Below are 15,892 nucleotides of genomic sequence, written 5' to 3' on the forward strand. Positions count from 1 at the left end.
GAGGTAGCGATGATAATAGTAGCAATAGAGGCTGAGGTAGCTCCTTTGATGGTAGCATTGGCGGTGGTTAAAGACATTTCCAAATAGAGCTGGAGGTGCTTGAATGAAAAAATGGTATAATAAACTTTTCTTAAATGATATAAGAAAATCAGTAGAAAATTATAATATGATAGAAAATGGAGATAAGATATTAGTTGGACTTTCTGGAGGAAAAGATAGCATATTTCTCTTATATTCTCTAATTCTCTTAAGAAAAAATTCTTATTTGGATTTTAATATTATTGGACTACATATAGATATAGGTCTTAAGATAGATATGGAAAGTACAAAATATTTTTTAACTGAAAATAATATTCCATATATTCATGAAAACATAGATATTATGGATAAAATATTTGAGGATGATAAAAGTCCTTGCTATCTTTGTTCTAAAATGAAAAGAGGAGCTATTGCTAGAATTAGTAAAGAAGTTGGTACTAATAAAATAGCTTTAGGACATCATAAAACAGATTTGGTTATAACCTTTTTGTTAAATCTTATATATACTGGAAAATTAGATACCTTTAAACCTATATCCTATAATAAAAAACATGATTTAAATCTTATAAGACCCCTTATATATGTAGAAGAAGATATAATAAAAAAGATTGTTAGTGATGAAAATCTTCCTTTAGGAAGGGGAAAATGTCCTCAAGACAAGGAAAATAAAAGAAGTGAATTAGATGAGCTATTAAAATATATAGAAAATAAATACCCAGATTTTCAACAAAAAACTATTACGGCTATTGAAAATTTCTCAGATGATAATTTATGGTAAAATCTAAAAAGAACTCTTTAAAGAGTTCTTTTTAGTTAGCCAATTTTTTCTTGCAGAGATCTTATTTCTATTTCATGTCTTCCTACTATCTCTTTTAATCTTCTATTGTCCTCTTGAGATTTTATAATATTTTTGTCAGCTTCTTCTCTAAATTCTGTTAACCATGCTGTCTGTTCATTTATTGCATCTATTTTTTTATCCATTTTATCTGTCTTTTCTTTTAGTTCAACTATTTCTTCTTTTAATCCGATTACTTCTTCCTTTAATCCTCTTAATTCTCCTACATCTTCTTTTAAGCCAATTACCTCTTCCTTTAGCCCTTTTAGTTCTCCTACATCTTTTTTTAATCCACTTAACTCTTCCAATACAATTTTTTGAAATTTTTCGTTGGTCATTTTTATCCCCCAACTACGCTTTAGTTATTGATATTATATCATATTAGAAAAATATTCTCTAATATTTAGCTAATTTTCTTAATAGTTTTATTTCTTTTTCATAACCTTCTAAATCATTTGGAGTTTCTAGATAAAACGGTAAATATTTTAGTTGTGGATGAGTTATAATTTTTTCGATAGCTTCAAGGCCTATTGTCCCTTCACCTATCTTGGCATGCCTGTCTTTTCTACTATCAAATTCCATCATACTATCATTTAAATGAATACATTTTAATTTATCTATTCCTACAATATCATCAAATCTTTCTAATACTCCATCTAAATCATTAACTATATCATATCCAGCTGAATAAATGTGACAAGTATCCATACAGACTCCAACTAGCTCACTATATTTAACTCCATCTATAATATCTCTAATTTCTTCAAAAGTATGCCCTAGTTCAGTCCCTTTTCCAGACATTGTTTCTAATAAAAGCATTGTATTTTCATTTCCAGTGATTATTTCATTTAATGCATCTGATATTCTTTTAACTCCATATTCTGATCCTTTACCTATATGATTCCCAGGATGAAATGTAAAATACGGAATAGATATAGAGTCTAATTTTTCATAGTCTTCTCTTAATATTCCTTTTCCCATTCCATAAGTTTTGTCTTTATGAGAACCTAAATTTAAAATATATGGAGCATGGGCAAGTAATGGTCCAAAATTATTTTTATCTAATATTTTTTTCATATTTGCTATATCTTCCATATCTAATTCTTTAGAAGAATAGCCTCTAGGATTTCTAGAGAAAAACTGGAATACATTTGCACCTATACTTAAAGCCTGTTTAGCTGCCTCCTCATATCCATCAGCTATAGATAGATGACAACCTATATACATTGAATCACTCCTTTATCTTCTATCTATATATATGATATCACAAGCAAAGTATAATTTAACTATTTATTCTATATCCAAACCTAATAAAAATATGATATAATTATTTTTGGTAATTTAAAAAAAGGGGATTTTAAGATGATGGATTTTAAGAAAAAATTTTCTAAGAGATTTGACTTTGTTTTATTCACAGTTGTAATGCTACTTTGTATATATGGGATAATGATGGTTATAAGTGCTACTGCAAGTTTAAATAATCCTAGACTTATAAAAATGCAAATTATTTCTGCGATATTAGGTTTGATAGCTATATTAGCACTATCATGCATTGATTATAAAATACTCGGTAAACTATATATCCCTATATATATAGTTTGTAATCTTTTACTTGTAGCTGTACTTATATTTGGTACTGGTGATGAAGATTGGGGAGCTAGAAGTTGGCTTAGTATTGGAAGTTTTGCATTCCAACCTGCTGAACTAGCAAAAATAGGAGTTATTATCTCAGTGGCAAAAATAATAGATAAATATAAAAATACTATAAATGAACCTCTTGTACTACTAAAGATTTTACTGTTTGCCGGACTACCTATTGGACTTATAGCTGTACAACCTGACTTTGGAACAGCTGTAGTATTTGTATTTTTCTTATTTGTAATGTTATTTGCTGCAGATTTAAAATTTAAATACTTTAGATATGCTATTATGCTTGGATTTATAAGCTTACCTATCCTCTGGTTTTCCTTGAAAGATTATCAAAGAAAAAGAGTATTAAACTTTTTAGATCCGGAGCACGATACTAGTGATTCTGGATACCAAGCTATGCAAGCAAAAATTGCAGTAGGTTCAGGAAAATTACACGGTAGAGGACTATTTAAGGGAGTTCAGACTCAATTTGGATATATTCCTGAAAAACATACAGACCTTATATTTGCTGTTATAGGAGAAGAACTAGGCCTTATAGGTGGAATTATATTACTTTTGTTATATTTTATAATGTTATACAGACTTGTGAAAATTGCTCAAGAAACAAAAGATACATTTGGCTCTCTTATGGTTATTGGAATTGCAGGTATGTTAGGTATCCATATATGGGAAAATATTGCTATGACTATTGGTCTTATGCCTATTACTGGAATACCTCTTCCTTTTATAAGTTATGGTGGAACATTTCTACTAATAAATATGACATGTATAGGCATTGCTTTAAGTGTTGGAATGAAAAAAGAAGGACTTAAATTCTAGAATACTCTTCGGAGTATTCTTTTTTTATTAGAATATTAATCCTTTTACCATTTATTTTACCTATATATCCAAAATATGATATAATGGGCTCTAATAATGTAAAAAAGGAGTTATATATATGATGGGCTTTAAAAAGAAATTTTCTAAAAAATTTGATTTTGTCTTATTTGGATCTGTAATCCTACTATGTATATATGGTCTTATAGTAATAATGAGTGCCACTGCTAGTTATAAGAATTCTCGTTTTATAAAAATGCAAGCCATAACCATAGGTCTTGGAGTATTAATTATTTTCTTTCTAGCATCAATTGATTATAGGACATTAGAAAAACTATATATTCCTATATATATTGTTTCTAACCTTTTACTTATAGCTGTACTTATATTTGGAACTGGTGATGAAAATTGGGGTGCTAGAAGATGGTTTAGAATAGGAAGTTTTCAATTTCAACCTTCTGAAATAGTTAAAATAGGAATTATAATTTCTATGGCAAAAATAATTGATAAAAATAAATCTAATATAAATCAGCCACTTGTTCTCTTAAAAATACTTTTATTTGCTTCAGTCCCCATTGTACTTATACTATTGCAACCTGATTATGGAACAGCTGCAGTATTCCTATTTTTTATAGTTGCAATGTTGTTTGCTGCAGGACTTCAATTAAAATATTTTGGATATGCCCTTATTTTAGCTGTTATAAGTTTACCTATAATATGGTTTTCCCTAGATAGTCTTAGGAAAAATAGAATACTAGTATTTTTAAATCCAGAACATGATATCAGTACCTCAGCATATCAAGCTATACAAGCAAAAATTGCTGTAGGTTCTGGAAAATTATTTGGTAGAGGACTATTTAAAGGAGTTCAAACTCAATTTGGATATTTACCCGAAAAACAAAATGACCTTATATTTGCTGTTATTGGAGAAGAACTAGGTCTTATTGGCGGACTTTTATTATTAGTACTTTATTTTATTCTACTGTATAGACTTGTAAAAACTGCCCAAGAAACAAAAGATACTTTTGGATCCCTTATAATCATTGGAATTAGTGCTATGTTAGCTATTCATGTATGGCAAAATATAGGCATGGCTATAGGTCTTATGCCTATTACAGGAATACCTCTTCCTTTTGTAAGTTATGGTGGCACATCTCTTTTAGCGAATATGGTATGTATAGGTATCGCATTAAGTATTGGAATGAAGAAAGAAGGGCTTAGATTTTAAATATATTTTCAAAAAAGATACCTATATAAAAATATAGGTATCTTTTTTGTTTTAGTACATTTCAATGCAAGATAGCATAGTATATAATATAGTTAATCTTAGTACAGAAGGAGTAATATAATGAATATTCAATTTAAAAAAGGAGTTTTGGAACTTTGCGTACTATCTATGTTATTAGATAAAGACTTTTATGGATATGAACTAGTAGAACAAATATCTAAACATATTTATATATCTGAGGGTACTATATACCCTCTTCTAAGAAGACTTAAAAAAGATGGATTTGTAAATACCTATTTAAAAGAATCTAAAGAGGGACCTCCCAGAAAATATTATAAAATAACAGATGAAGGTAAAAAAGCTTATACAGAACTAATAAAAGAGTGGAATTCTTTTGTTAAAGGTGTAAATAAAATCATAAGGAGAGATATTGGTGAATAGGACTATCTTCACTAGGAATATTAGTTTTTATTGGAAGTATTTATTCAACTAAATTTATCTATAAAATTACTGTGAAGTATCTCAAATGGAATATAGATACTATTACAAAATAGGAGTTGAATTTTATGAAAATGAAAAAATTAGTTTTAATATTAGTAGGTATAATACTTATATCTTTTGGTGTTGGATTCTTAAGCTTGAATTTAAATAATAGGCATTTAAGTACTAGTTCTATAGATTCTATTAACTTATTTATAAATAAAAATCAAAAATATTCTGAAGGGCCAAATGTAAATGAAGAAAAAATAATCAAAATGGAAGGCATAGACAATATAGACATTGAATCTCATCTAGGCAATTTAAATATAATTTCTGAGGACAGAAAAGATATAAAAATCCACTATCATGGAAATGTATCGGAAAATAAAATGCCAATATTTAAAGCCAATAAAAAGGGAAAAAGAATTATGATCTCTGCTGATACTAGTAAAAACAACTTTAACAATATAAAAAATTCTAATTTAACGTTAGATATATATATACCAAAAAATTATAAAAATAATATGAAAGGAATAATATATGCAGGAAATATAATTGCTTCAGATCTAGAGCTTGATAGTTTAAATTTAACTTCCTATGCCGGAAATATTAGTTTAGATAATATTTTAGCATCTAATATTAAGACTTCTACAAATGCAGGAAATATAAAAATAGATCTTGATAAATTAAATGGGAATCTATTTGCTAATACCAGTGCGGGAAACATAAAATTGGCACTACCTGAAAACTCTAACTTTTCACTTGATGCTTCAGTATCTGTTGGAAATATAAAATCTGATTTCCCTATTGACGACAAAGATGAATATAATACAAAAGGAACTATTGGGAATGGTGAAAATAAAGTTAAACTAAAAACTAGTGCTGGAAATTTAAGTATTAAATCAAAATAATATTAATGCTTATAAAAACCCACTGAATTCAGTGGGTTTTTATAAACCATTCAATTAGTTCTGTTCCTATACTTTTAGATTTCACATATTTAGGTAGTTCATCTTTACTAAACCAATTGGCATATACTATTTCCTCTTCATCTACATTTATTTCTCCATCTAAGTATTCAGCAGTAAAAGCGACCATCATAGAATTTGGAAATGGCCATGGTTGATTCCCAAAATATTTTATATTTTTAACCCTTATACCTATTTCTTCATAAACTTCTCTCCTAACACATTGCTCAAAAGTTTCTCCAAGTTCTACAAATCCAGCTATTACACTATATATTCCCTTAGGAAAATATTTATTATGTGCTAACAAAATCTTATCTCCTTTAGTTATAGCTACTATTATAGCAGGAGATGTTTGAGGCCATGTAGTATATCCACATTTAGGGCAGAAAAGGGCCCTTTCACTTTTACTATTCTTTCTTTCCATACAATGTCCACATACTCCACAATATCTATGAGTTTTTTGCCAGTTTAAGAGTAGCAAAGATTTTGCTGCTAACAAAAATATCTCTTCCTCAAGTAAAAGAGTAAGTGATTTTAAATCATATAATTTAATTTCGCTCGGTAGCTGTATATCTTCTCCAACTTGGCAGCAGAAACAATTATATCCATCAAGAGCTCCTATACATTGAATATATTCTAATCTTAAATTTAGATTTTTCAAATCTTCTTTTGTCAATATACTTACTTCATCTCCATTAGAGCGAACTATTAACTTTCCATTACTAAAGGAAAACCATAAATCTTCATTGCTATTAGAATATAGTGGAGATACAGAAGCCTCAAATCTCATATAATTCTTCAAATTATCTACCCCCTGTAGTTTCAAAAAATCATCTGTTTTCTTTTTTATTCTCTTCTAAAAAACATTTCCTGCACAATGGCTCATATTCATCGGAAGTTCCAACTTTTATTCTTTCCATATCATCAGATTTCCTATGACTAACCCATGCATCAACTCCACATTTAGCACAAACTGCATGATGCTTATATAGATAATCTGATATAGGCATAAGTTCTTTAATTACTTCAAATGGCTTACCTGTATAATCCATATCTAATCCTGCTACTATTATAGTACAACCTATTTTTAAAAATTGATTTATTCCATCTAATATATCTTCTAATTTTCCACCTAAGAATTGAATCTCATCTATAGCTATCACATCTGGTTTAAGTTCATCACAATACTCTACAATTTCATATATACTTTTAACTAAAATCGCATTCATATAAGTCAAATCATGAGTTACAATTTCATTCTTTGAGTATCTACTATCTACTATAGGTTTGAAAGCAATAGTATTATATCCTGCGATTTTAAATCTTTTTACATCTTTTTCTAGGCTTGAAGTTTTCCCTGAAAACATAGAGCCTGTATGTATTATTAATCTTCCCTTATATTGATGCAATTTATTTTCCCCCTTAAAATTTATTCGTAAATGATATTATAGCATATATCACTATATAGAAAAGCTCAAATTATTATATATAAATAACAAATTGAGCTTTTAAATTATCTAATTAATTGTACTAAAAAGTATATGGAATAAAAACTAGAACCAATAAATATTAAATTTTCTCCTTCTCCATTAGTTTTAATAGTTATAGGGGAAGATATGCTTTCAGTTAAGGGAAAAAATAATTGTATTCCTTGAGGAGTGAAAAAGTCCATAACTAAATGCAAAATATATCCTATATTAAATCCTATATATATTTCATTTAAATGAAATCGTATAGAATAAATTTGAACTATTGATGAAAATAAAAAAAATCCTAGTAAACTGTGGGTAAACCCTCTATGACTAGATATTCCCGTAAGCATCAATGCTATACCTAGTATTTTAAAAACTATATCCTCTAAAGCAGAGCCTAAGTATATGAGTCCAACGCCTATAATTAAATAAGATAATACTTTGAAAATTCTATTTTTAAATACTAATATTCTCTGATTTAATTTGCTTTTAGGATGATCTAGGTCTGGAACTAAAGAGCCAATTGCAGATGCTGTCAATAATATTAATTGTTCTCTTAATGGTTTTCCTGTTGATAATGCTAATCCTGTAGCTATTCCCACTGCCATATGGGTTTTTCCTGTCAAAATATCCCTCCTGTCATTACTAAATATCAATAGCCTAATATTAATTATACTACATCTTACATCAAATATATATATAAATTGTCATAATTAAACAAAATACAATAATCTATGTTATTCTCACATATTATTCACAGAAAAATTAAATGATGAATAAGATAAAGTATCACATATTTAGTTAAAGGGGGTACATCTATGGAAAAAAAGAAAATTGTAGAAATCAAAAACATAAGTATGACCTATCATACCCTTGATGGAGAGACAAAAGCAATTAAAGATATAAATCTTAATATAAATAAAGGTGAAATAGTATCTCTTGTAGGTCCTAGTGGATGTGGAAAATCTACTCTTTTGTCCATTATTGCTGGGCTGATTGAACCTACAAAAGGTGAAATATTAATAAAAGAGAAAAAAATTAAAGGACCTAATAAGGAAGTGGGATATATGTTTCAAAGAGATCATCTCTTTGAATGGAGAACAATAATAGAAAATGTCCTAATTGGTTTAGAAATTCAAGGTAGAGTTAATGAAAAGCAATATAAAAATGCAGAAAACCTACTTGATATATATGGACTTAGTGAATTTAAAGAAAGTTTTCCTAGACAATTATCTGGAGGAATGAGGCAAAGAGTAGCTTTAATCAGAACTTTAATTGTAGAACCAGATTTACTTTTATTAGACGAGCCTTTTTCTGCATTAGACTATCAAACAAGACTTGCAATAGCCGATGAAATAGGGATTATTTTAAAAAAGGAAGGAAAAACTGCTCTTATGGTTACTCATGATATATCAGAAGCTATATCTAATATATGACTAATAAATATATTATAAAAACAAAAATGCTAGAGAGGAAATCCCTAGCATTTTTTTGGGTACAAAGCTGAAATTAATAATTAGTTACAATCAATAACTCCTACTGAAGTTTAAAATATATATAATCAACTATAAAGTTTGTACTTAGCTTATATCAAATTTTAATCTGATTAGAATATAATTGTATTGATAGAGTTAAAATAAATCGTATACAAGGAGAATAAGAGGTTAGTTTTGTGTAAGTTTGGCTAAAATAAAAAAGACCAAGATTTTTAGTCCTGGTCTTTTTTTCTATAATACTTCTCTCTTAGTTCTCCTTGTTCTTCTTTTCTTTTTTCTATGTCAGACTTAAGAAATATCCCTGTTTTAACTTCATAAATTTTACCTGAGTTTTTTAAATTAGAAAACCTTTGTTTAGATATTCCTAAATACTCTATTGCTTCCTTTGTATCCATAGTATTATCTTGGATTAATTTAATCAATTCTTCTCTAGTCAATTGACCACTCCCTTCTGGCTAGTTTTATGTTTAAAATTAAAGCTATAGCTAATAGTATAAACTTTACATAGTCTAATGTAGATGGATTATTGAAGTTATTATCTAGAATGTTTAAAATAACTAAACCTATTAAAATAAAACTAATAAATTTTCTTTTCATAATTTTTAATAGTTGTGGTATAATGTATTTAGAAGGGGGAAGAAATTCCCCCTATTTGGGACTTACTTCTTATTTAGTTCTTTCAGCAATTTGGCGATTGTTAGGATTAGAACTATTATTTGAAGTAAGTCTTTTATTACCTCAACCACTTCTTTCACCCCCTTTCTTTAATTATATAATATCATAATCTAGATACTTTGTCAATAGGTTTTTGGAATATTTTTTATCTTTTCCTAAAAATAAACATAAAAAAAGACCTGGTAATTAAACCAGGTCATAAGTTATATCACTATAGCTTCAAATCCATCTTTCTTTAATTGTACAACTAACTTGTCCGCATTTTCTCTCTTGCTAAATGCTCCAGTTTGAACTTTATATAATCCCTTATCTTGTACTACTATAGCATCATATCCTTTTGATTTTAATTCAGTAACTAACTTTTGAGCATTGTCTCTTACACCAAATGCACCTACTTGAACTCTGTATAATCTGTTTTTATCTGAATCTTTATTTTTTATAACTTCTTCTATCTTAGCAAAAGTATTCTTCCCTGGTATTCCATCTGCTGTAAGTCCATTATCTCTTTGAAAAGCTATTACCGCATTTTTAGTACTATTACCAAAGACTCCATCAATGCTTCCTACATTATAGCCTAACTTATTTAAATTGTTTTGTAATCCTCCTATTATAGAATCCATTTTATTTAGTGTATTAGGTCCAGCTATACCATCAGCAGATAGTCCATAAGCTGCTTGAAATCTTTTTACACCGCTTTCAGTTCCAGGACCATATATTCCATCTATAGATACACCTTTATATCCAAGACCAGTTAAATTCATTTGAAGGTACCTAACTTGAGTACCTCTGCTACCTCTTTTTAATACTGTAGACGTATTTTGCCCAGAACTATTTGATGTATTAAGTTCAGATTGGATCATATTTAAAAATCTATTCCACCCCATATCTAAAGTTCTATGTGGACAATATTTATTAGCAAAATCTTGATGTTTCTTTACTTTATCTATTCCCCAACCTTTTTCTTTTAATTTGGAAGCTATAAATTTAGCAGCATTTTTTTCTGCTTTAATAAATCTGTCTCCACCTGATCTTGAATAACAAATTTCAACAGCAATACCATTTCTATTTCCACGTCCATTTCCACCGTCTCCAGCATGCCAAGCATTTCTATTTTCTGGTATTCCTTGCACTACTTCAACGTCATCAACTGCATAGTGAAAAGATACTTGATTATTATTTCTAATCATATAAGCAATTTCATTTGCAGCACTTGCATCATTAGCAGTATTATGAACTACTATGAATTGAGCATTCATAGTATAAGGACATTTTATATTATATTTTGACGAAGGTACTAGATTTTTAATTATATTCATTATAAATCCTCTCCTTTTTCACCATTAATTTGTTCATTTGCTACCTTAAACCACTTTTCTACACTAGCAGGTAACTCATGTCCCGCTTTCATATATGTTTCTAATATACTGGTTGCTTCCTTAAAGCAAAAAGCACCTATGAAAAATCCTGAAACAGGTACTTTTATTCCATTTATGATTGCTACCCTTTGTACTAAAATCATTGTGAATAATAAAAAGAACTCTCCAACCTTGTTGAAAAGTCCTTCCTTCATAATTCCACTTTTATATTCACCTTTCTTATTTGCAGTTGTTACTCCATAAATCACATCAATCACCATTAATGCAAACCAAATCATTATTAGCTCCCAGTTTAAGTCACACAAATAAGCTATAAACCCTGCTATTGCCCCTGATACTACTGTTTTTATATTATTTTCCATATTGCACCTCCAAAGTATTTTAAACATAAAAAATAAGCCCTTTAAGGCTTAATCTTCTTCATTCATTCTATTTTCTACTAATTGCTCTAGTCCTTCTACTGCTGTTTTTAATTCTTCTTCATTCTCTAATACTACAAAACTTTCCTTCTTATTTGAATCTTTCAAATTTCCCTTCTCATCTACTGTGTCATACGTATAGCTAATCATTTTCCCGTTTCTATTGTTTATTACTGCAAAACCAGTTAAGATTTTCATTATACCGCCTCCTCTAACAATAAGCTTACTAAATCAAAGCTTAATTTATCGTCATATATTCTTTCTAATTCTTTATCTTCCTTATCTTCTTGTTCAAAATCTCTATCAAAGCTTACAGAATCGTCCCTCTCAAGGTTAAGATTATCAGGTTGTTCTAATCTGTTATGTTCATATCCTTTCCTTTTTACAACCAAAAACCAGCTAAATTCAAGTCCAGGTGTACCTTTTGCAACAAAATAATTTTTGTGTCTTTCTTTTGTTATAATTTTGCTATTTTCATTTTCTCCATACTTGCCATAAATAACGTGATACTCTACTTCTGTGTTTACCGTTTCGTTAAATATGTCATCAATATAAATATAGCACTTCCCATCTTCGCCAATTTTACCAAAACCAAAATCAGCAAAATAGTATTCTGCTGTCTCAAGTGCATTTAATAATCTTTGCCCGTAGTGTTTTGTTTCTTGTAGAGAGTTTTTTGAGCCTGTAACAGAGAGATTTCCACTTATTAAAGTGTTCCTCCACAGTGCTATTTCTTCTTTCCACCAAGGTCGAAATTCCAAAACTTTAGAACCTTGAGTGTCTCCTTGTAACGTAAAACCTCTGGTCGTATCTCCATCATTTACTTCTATAACTAACGCTCCCTTAGTAGCATTAAAAATTTTATGTCTTTGTCCACCGAAATAAACAGTGCCATCAAATCTTGCTGGATTTCGAAATAATGGTCTTTCCCAAAACACAATTGGATAGTCTTGAGAGTTACCTAACACATTATCTTTATCAAAGTCAATGTATGCATAGTATGCACTATCTTTTCTATAAGTAAGTGCTAAATAAGCGTTCTTCCTATTTGCTATACTAAACCCTGGTTTATTTGCATCATATTCCCTTCTAGCGGCATACAATTGTCCAACAGGGTCAACTCTAGTTGTTCCTTGCCAATCATGTAATCTTAATTCGTTGTTTACCATCTCTAAAGCTTTTTGCCCGTTGTTATAAGTTATAAAGTCTCCTGTCATAGATAAATTACCTTGTGCATCTCCTTGCATCACAGGTACACTATTATTATTCAAAATAATAAATCCTGCTCCTTTTAATATTGCAGCATCGCCTGTGAAACTATAAGATACTCCTTCAAGTTCTCCCTCAGCAGGTGTCCACCCTGTGTTAACAGAACCTTTTTCAAGTTTAATCCAATCTATAGCGGCATTAGTTGCTCCACTGGAAGGATAATTATAGACTCTTAAAGTTTTAGGTTCTCTATTGTCTATTGTTGATGGTGTTGTAAACGTAGCTTTGTGTAATCCTGTAGCTTTGTCATACTTAAGGGTAGCAACCTGCATTCCTGGACCATTTGCCCATATTCCAAATTCTTGTCCATTGTTTATATTACCTTTTATAGTTATGGAATAAGTTGTATTCGTTTCCCAATCTTCTGTAATATTATATGTCCCAACTAAATAGGATGAGCTAACTTTTCTGTCTTTTGATCTTCTTACTAAATTTGCCACACCAACTGCTAATCCTGCTTTATTAAAGTTTATTTTAAATTCTTTGCCATCCCAAGTTATCATATTTGCAAAATTAAATTGAGAATTGTTTAAGTTTATCCACGTATTTCCATCTTCTGATTGTAAGATGCCAGTCCTCACCATATCGGCTGTAATAATATGAGCAGCAACCAACATTGCTACTATAGAATTGTCGGCAGTTACAGCAGTTGAGGGAGGATTGTTTAATCCATCAGGGTAGTATGCAAAACCACCCATGCCCCATTTCCACACCTTTTTAGCCTTAGATAGATCTACATTATCAGCAATATAAAAGGCGTCTCCTTCAACAATTGCATGCCCTCCAAGCATATTAGCCATCAACTGCATAGCATTAAGTTGTGCTTGTTCCACAGAAGTAAGCTTATCTTCAACTTCTACTCTATTATTTTCTATCTTTTGTACTACATTAGCTAACTTTTTACTTGTAGAACCTTTATATCCTTTGTTTACTTCACTTTTTGCTTTAGCTTCCATGCTGCCTTTCATTCCATATCTATAAGTTGAGCTAGTTATTATAGTGTCGAATACATTGCCATCTACATCAATGTGTCTTACCATATCCCCAGCTTCAATGGCAGGATTACCTTGCCATTTACTAACTGTGTAAGGGTTAAATTTAATTTCTTTGATTTTGTTTAGTATGGCAGGTAAAACTTTACTATAATCTTGTTGCAATAAAGGATTTTCAGTCAAATCTATAGCATAATCATCTGTGCCAACTAAATATGTTTTCTCGTCGCTTTCTTTAAACATAATCCCTGTAATATTGATTTCCTCATCAGAAGGTTTGAAATCATCTCTATTCATAGGACCTAATTCTAATCCTGTAGGTTCATACCATTTTAAAGCCACTTTTCCATCTCTAGTTATTTTTGCAAAGCTACCACTTAATTGAGCTACAAAACCTAAAATATCCCTACAGCTTAAATCACCTTCTGGCCTATTTTTTATTAATAGGTCTTTGTGTAAAAAGTTGTGTGTAGCAGGCAATAAGTTGCAAGTTGAACAAACGTCAACGTATATTTGATACAAGGTTGCAGGATAACTTAGTTTAGAGTAACTATATGGCCTATCCATTTTAATCATGTTATCCATAGCCTTCAACTCAATTGTGCTTCTAAATCTAGATTGAGTATCTACATTGAATATGCCAAGCGGAATAGGTTCAGACCAGTCCTCAACAGCAGGTCGCCAGTCGGTAGCTGTATCTCCTTTTTCTAGTTTAGGTTTTTTATATTCAACAATATTGGAATTAATCTCACCCGCTTTACCGTTTTGAATATTTACATCAATATATTTCATTTTTTCAGTTAAGGTGACAACTACACTTGAATATCCTTCACTATTTTCGGATATAACATTACCTGTTATAGTTGTTTTGTCACTATAATTATCGTCTGAATAGAAAGTTAACCTTGCAACAGCACCTACATCCACATTTGTTTTTAAATATAATCTATATACAATAGTATCACCAACTTGTAGACCAAAATCTTCTATAGGATTTAAAGCTTTAGGATATTCATTTAACCTATTAAACCATGTACCAGTATCTATGCTTTGGTACTTATCGGTTGTTCTTTTTAACAAATTTCTTCCCTCATCATCTTCCGTCAACATCACATAAGGTTTTATTTTAGCCCCTGTAAAGTCTATGTCTGAATAGTCATCTTCCCAAGGTGTAGCTTGGTCGCCTTTTTCTAATTTAGGACAAGTAAAATATGTTACTTCTCCACCTTCCCCATTTGCAGGATAGTAGTATACGCTAACATCTTTTAAATCTTCTTCGCTATCGTTCGTATATGTTACTATTAATCTTTCCCATTCTCCAATTCTCGTGCCATGCACTAATGCTCTATGATAGTTTTTATAAAAACTAAGCATTGATAAAAATACTTCTGCATCTTGTTCTGTTTTTGTCCAAATAGAAGCTGTATACGTTTCGCCTTTTCGTATATCTATAGTAGCCAAAGGAGTTGCGGGAGTACCTTTTTTCTTTTTAGTTGCTTTATAAATAGGTTGTCCTTCAAACGATTCATTTGTCTTAACTATAGTTTGATATTCGTTGTCTTGAGAATAATCCTTATTTTTTAATAAATTCCCTCCACCTGTTCTATTCAATATCTTCAAGCTTAAATCACTAGCAACAGTACCACCTATGCCAAAATCCTCTCCAGGCTGTGTCTTTTCAGTTACAGACATACCACCTAGTGCAATATCTTTGTCGGTTAAATGTAATGTACCTTTTTCATGTTCAATGTCAACTTTAGTTTCCCATGTTCTATCTAGTTCTTTAACTTTTTCTTTGTAAGTATCACTTGTAGGATACAATTTATCACCTCCTTAGTACTCGATTAAATTAAAAGACATGTTCCAACAGCTATCAACTACCATATCTATTTTTCTATCCCCTGCATACATTCTTTTTGTTACCATTCCCCTTGGAGTTGGGAAAGTAACACTCACACTTGATGGTTGTATTAAAGATTCTATTTTATTTACTTCTGCACTAGTTAACATTCTCCATTCAAGCTCTATTTTATAAATTCCTTGCCTAATTCTATCTCTTTGCATGTATCCCGCTTCATTTCTTGTAGTATCTCCAGAATCTAAATCAAATCTAGGTATATTAATTTTAGTAGGTGCAGGCAAGCCTACACCATTGATTTTTATTGTAGCCATCCTAC

At 30.1% G+C, this 15,892-nt stretch carries 18 protein-coding genes; 6 read left to right on the top strand and 12 right to left on the bottom strand.

Annotation, left to right across the window (positions count from 1 at the left end):
- The first annotated feature begins 103 nt into the window (after window positions 1-103).
- Window positions 104-817 carry a tRNA lysidine(34) synthetase gene (locus NSA23_RS03440; protein WP_042680085.1) on the top strand — a complete coding sequence of 238 codons (714 nt, stop codon included), beginning with the start codon at window positions 104-106 and terminating at the stop codon, window positions 815-817.
- A 35-nt stretch (window positions 818-852) separates the two neighbouring features.
- On the opposite strand, the gene NSA23_RS03445 is transcribed toward NSA23_RS03440, so the two are convergent.
- Together NSA23_RS03445 and NSA23_RS03450 are read right to left on the bottom strand one after the other, a co-directional pair.
- A complete protein-coding gene (locus tag NSA23_RS03445) occupies window positions 853-1,212 on the bottom strand; it encodes a hypothetical protein (protein WP_042680083.1) in 360 nt (119 codons plus the stop codon).
- A 58-nt stretch (window positions 1,213-1,270) separates the two neighbouring features.
- Window positions 1,271-2,101, bottom strand: coding sequence for a deoxyribonuclease IV (locus tag NSA23_RS03450; RefSeq protein ID WP_257490136.1), 831 nt, complete (start codon window positions 2,099-2,101; stop codon window positions 1,271-1,273).
- 135 nt (window positions 2,102-2,236) lie between these two features.
- On the opposite strand from NSA23_RS03450, the gene rodA (NSA23_RS03455) reads away from it, so the two are divergent.
- From rodA (NSA23_RS03455) to NSA23_RS03470, 4 genes are all read left to right on the top strand, one after another.
- Window positions 2,237-3,343 (top strand): rod shape-determining protein RodA, encoded by a 1,107-nt coding sequence (rodA, locus tag NSA23_RS03455; RefSeq protein WP_257490137.1) that lies wholly within the window; start codon window positions 2,237-2,239, stop codon window positions 3,341-3,343.
- A gap of 118 nt (window positions 3,344-3,461) precedes the next feature.
- Entirely contained in the window at window positions 3,462-4,568 is a 1,107-nt protein-coding gene (gene rodA / locus NSA23_RS03460; RefSeq protein WP_042680076.1) for a rod shape-determining protein RodA, read from the top strand.
- 120 nt (window positions 4,569-4,688) lie between these two features.
- Entirely contained in the window at window positions 4,689-5,009 is a 321-nt protein-coding gene (locus NSA23_RS03465; protein ID WP_042680074.1) for a PadR family transcriptional regulator, read from the top strand.
- Between the two features lie 125 nt (window positions 5,010-5,134).
- Window positions 5,135-5,959, top strand: coding sequence for a DUF4097 family beta strand repeat-containing protein (locus tag NSA23_RS03470; RefSeq protein ID WP_257490138.1), 825 nt, complete (start codon window positions 5,135-5,137; stop codon window positions 5,957-5,959).
- A 28-nt stretch (window positions 5,960-5,987) separates the two neighbouring features.
- Here the strand turns inward: NSA23_RS03470 and nudC are convergent, their stop codons facing one another.
- The 3 genes from nudC to NSA23_RS03485 form a co-directional block, all read right to left on the bottom strand.
- Complete coding sequence (gene nudC, locus NSA23_RS03475) at window positions 5,988-6,818, bottom strand: NAD(+) diphosphatase (RefSeq protein WP_257490139.1); 831 nt, start codon at window positions 6,816-6,818, stop codon at window positions 5,988-5,990.
- Window positions 6,819-6,846: 28 nt separating this feature from the next.
- A complete protein-coding gene (locus NSA23_RS03480) occupies window positions 6,847-7,425 on the bottom strand; it encodes a thymidine kinase (RefSeq protein WP_257490140.1) in 579 nt (192 codons plus the stop codon).
- Between the two features lie 104 nt (window positions 7,426-7,529).
- Window positions 7,530-8,114 carry a metal-dependent hydrolase gene (locus NSA23_RS03485; RefSeq protein WP_257490141.1) on the bottom strand — a complete coding sequence of 195 codons (585 nt, stop codon included), beginning with the start codon at window positions 8,112-8,114 and terminating at the stop codon, window positions 7,530-7,532.
- A 192-nt stretch (window positions 8,115-8,306) separates the two neighbouring features.
- Between NSA23_RS03485 and NSA23_RS03490 the strand changes: the two genes are divergently transcribed.
- On the top strand, window positions 8,307-8,924 hold the full coding sequence (locus NSA23_RS03490) for an ABC transporter ATP-binding protein (RefSeq protein WP_257490142.1): 618 nt from the start codon (window positions 8,307-8,309) through the stop codon (window positions 8,922-8,924).
- A gap of 272 nt (window positions 8,925-9,196) precedes the next feature.
- Here NSA23_RS03490 and NSA23_RS03495 read toward each other — a convergent pair whose 3' ends face one another.
- The 7 genes from NSA23_RS03495 to NSA23_RS03525 form a co-directional block, all read right to left on the bottom strand.
- Window positions 9,197-9,421: a helix-turn-helix domain-containing protein gene (locus NSA23_RS03495; protein WP_257490143.1), complete on the bottom strand. Its 225-nt coding sequence runs from the start codon at window positions 9,419-9,421 to the stop codon at window positions 9,197-9,199.
- Window positions 9,414-9,581 (bottom strand): hypothetical protein, encoded by a 168-nt coding sequence (locus tag NSA23_RS03500; protein ID WP_257490144.1) that lies wholly within the window; start codon window positions 9,579-9,581, stop codon window positions 9,414-9,416. The genes NSA23_RS03495 and NSA23_RS03500 overlap by 8 nt, the downstream gene beginning before the upstream one ends.
- A gap of 281 nt (window positions 9,582-9,862) precedes the next feature.
- Window positions 9,863-10,975 carry a peptidoglycan-binding protein gene (locus NSA23_RS03505; RefSeq protein WP_257490145.1) on the bottom strand — a complete coding sequence of 371 codons (1,113 nt, stop codon included), beginning with the start codon at window positions 10,973-10,975 and terminating at the stop codon, window positions 9,863-9,865.
- Entirely contained in the window at window positions 10,975-11,397 is a 423-nt protein-coding gene (locus NSA23_RS03510; protein WP_257490146.1) for a phage holin family protein, read from the bottom strand. The genes NSA23_RS03505 and NSA23_RS03510 overlap by 1 nt, the downstream gene beginning before the upstream one ends.
- A gap of 48 nt (window positions 11,398-11,445) precedes the next feature.
- Entirely contained in the window at window positions 11,446-11,652 is a 207-nt protein-coding gene (locus NSA23_RS03515) for a hypothetical protein (RefSeq protein ID WP_257490147.1), read from the bottom strand.
- Window positions 11,652-15,536 (bottom strand): hypothetical protein, encoded by a 3,885-nt coding sequence (locus tag NSA23_RS03520; RefSeq protein WP_257490148.1) that lies wholly within the window; start codon window positions 15,534-15,536, stop codon window positions 11,652-11,654. The genes NSA23_RS03515 and NSA23_RS03520 overlap by 1 nt, the downstream gene beginning before the upstream one ends.
- 12 nt (window positions 15,537-15,548) lie before the next feature.
- Complete coding sequence (locus NSA23_RS03525) at window positions 15,549-15,887, bottom strand: DUF6711 family protein (RefSeq protein ID WP_257490149.1); 339 nt, start codon at window positions 15,885-15,887, stop codon at window positions 15,549-15,551.
- Window positions 15,888-15,892: the final 5 nt, after the last annotated feature.

It is taken from the genome of Anaerosalibacter massiliensis (assembly GCF_024623155.1).
GTDB classification, from domain to species: Bacteria; Bacillota; Clostridia; order Tissierellales; family Sporanaerobacteraceae; genus Anaerosalibacter; species Anaerosalibacter massiliensis.

Excerpts from the sequence above, each read along its gene's own strand:
- NSA23_RS03440 (WP_042680085.1), top strand. The coding sequence starts at position 104 with ATGAAAAAATGGTATAATAAACTTTTCTTAAATGATATAAGAAAATCA.
- NSA23_RS03445 (WP_042680083.1), bottom strand. The coding sequence starts at position 1,212 with ATGACCAACGAAAAATTTCAAAAAATTGTATTGGAAGAGTTAAGTGGA.
- NSA23_RS03450 (WP_257490136.1), bottom strand. The coding sequence starts at position 2,101 with ATGTATATAGGTTGTCATCTATCTATAGCTGATGGATATGAGGAGGCA.
- rodA (WP_257490137.1), top strand. The coding sequence starts at position 2,237 with ATGATGGATTTTAAGAAAAAATTTTCTAAGAGATTTGACTTTGTTTTA.
- rodA (WP_042680076.1), top strand. The coding sequence starts at position 3,462 with ATGATGGGCTTTAAAAAGAAATTTTCTAAAAAATTTGATTTTGTCTTA.
- NSA23_RS03465 (WP_042680074.1), top strand. The coding sequence starts at position 4,689 with ATGAATATTCAATTTAAAAAAGGAGTTTTGGAACTTTGCGTACTATCT.
- NSA23_RS03470 (WP_257490138.1), top strand. The coding sequence starts at position 5,135 with ATGAAAATGAAAAAATTAGTTTTAATATTAGTAGGTATAATACTTATA.
- NSA23_RS03490 (WP_257490142.1), top strand. The coding sequence starts at position 8,307 with ATGGAAAAAAAGAAAATTGTAGAAATCAAAAACATAAGTATGACCTAT.
- NSA23_RS03500 (WP_257490144.1), bottom strand. The coding sequence starts at position 9,581 with ATGAAAAGAAAATTTATTAGTTTTATTTTAATAGGTTTAGTTATTTTA.
- NSA23_RS03505 (WP_257490145.1), bottom strand. The coding sequence starts at position 10,975 with ATGAATATAATTAAAAATCTAGTACCTTCGTCAAAATATAATATAAAA.
- NSA23_RS03510 (WP_257490146.1), bottom strand. The coding sequence starts at position 11,397 with ATGGAAAATAATATAAAAACAGTAGTATCAGGGGCAATAGCAGGGTTT.
- NSA23_RS03515 (WP_257490147.1), bottom strand. The coding sequence starts at position 11,652 with ATGAAAATCTTAACTGGTTTTGCAGTAATAAACAATAGAAACGGGAAA.
- NSA23_RS03525 (WP_257490149.1), bottom strand. The coding sequence starts at position 15,887 with ATGGCTACAATAAAAATCAATGGTGTAGGCTTGCCTGCACCTACTAAA.